This is a genomic window from Pseudogemmobacter bohemicus (genome assembly GCF_003290025.1).
GTDB lineage: Bacteria > Pseudomonadota > Alphaproteobacteria > Rhodobacterales > Rhodobacteraceae > Pseudogemmobacter > Pseudogemmobacter bohemicus.
Genome location: NZ_QNHG01000002.1, coordinates 287,348 through 288,492 on the forward strand (window position 1 = coordinate 287,348; position 1,145 = coordinate 288,492).

The 1,145-nt window shown below is 57.3% G+C and carries 2 protein-coding genes; both read right to left on the bottom strand.

Annotated features, from left to right (window positions below):
• Positions 1 to 572 (bottom strand): Maf family protein (locus tag DRF71_RS09375; protein ID WP_112310319.1); only part of this gene is annotated, 572 nt, incomplete at its 3' end.
• 71 nt (positions 573 to 643) lie between these two features.
• A complete protein-coding gene (locus DRF71_RS28530; RefSeq protein ID WP_232831414.1) occupies positions 644 to 931 on the bottom strand; it encodes a hypothetical protein in 288 nt (95 codons plus the stop codon).
• Positions 932 to 1,145 lie beyond the last annotated feature (214 nt).

Here is a 1,145-nt window from a genome sequence, read left to right on the forward strand (position 1 = left end):
GGGGTGAAATGATCGCCCTGAATCGAGGAGAACAGCCGAATGCCTTCCTCTTCAAGCCGGTATCCGCCGACGGAATGGCGGATTTTCTCCCAGTTGCGCGGAATATAGTGGTCAAGCCAGGGCTCTGAGAAGTCGCGCATGGTCAGCCTGGCCTCACCCATATGACGCCAGAGCGGTTCACCGGCGCGGCAGACCACCACCGCCGACAGCAGACGATGGGTCTTGCCGCGCAGGGCCATCAGCTGATCGCGGGCATGGTCCGGGTTTTCGGGCTTGGCGAAGATCTGTCCGTCAAGCTCCAGCACCTGATCCGATCCGATCACCAGTGCGTCGGGCCGCTTTCCCGAGATTTTCAGCGCTTTGGTTTCGGCCAGCACATCGGCAATATCACGGGGCTTTGCCGACTCGGCCTCCAGCGCGCGGCGAATGGTCTCCTCGTCAACCCGCGCAGGCTGACTGTCGAATGCGAGTCCAGCCGCCGTCAGCATCGCGATTCTGGTCTCTGACGCCGAGGCCAGCACCAGAGGCGGCTTTTTTCTGTCACCGTGATCGCCGGGGAAATCTGAGGGCACTTTGTGGAAAATCCTGTTTTGTTCGGGGGAGGAATCGGCGGGTTATCCCCGGTCTGACCAGCCGTGTCGGATTATCCGCGAAAAGCTCTGTCCTGCCGGCTGCGGTTATCCAGATGCGGATGCAGTTTTCCACCACCAGCCGGATTTGCCGCTGTCACCAGGCTGTGACATTTATCCTCCACAGGGCGATGGTCTGAAATGATATCATAAGAACATGATATAATTAGATAAATCAAAATACCATGCCTTTTATTCTCAGCTTTCCCGCTTCTGTCCACAGGTGGAGAACTCCGGGAGAAGCGCTGCCGGAACCCGCCTTTCCTGATATCCTCAGGGCATACTACATCATCAATCTTCATTTCTTTTTCTTAAAGATATTATGAAAGCGGGCAGGTCCCGGACCAGATGGGCGCCTTTCGCCTCTGGCTGCGCTTTCCTGCTGAGAAAGATTGACTTAAAAGCTCTGGCCCCCTATCTGCTGGCCATGCGGGGCCGTCCGGTCCTGACGCCTCCCTTTTCCAGACGCTGATCCAGACCGTGCTACAGGTGCGGTGGGCATGGTGGTATTATCCC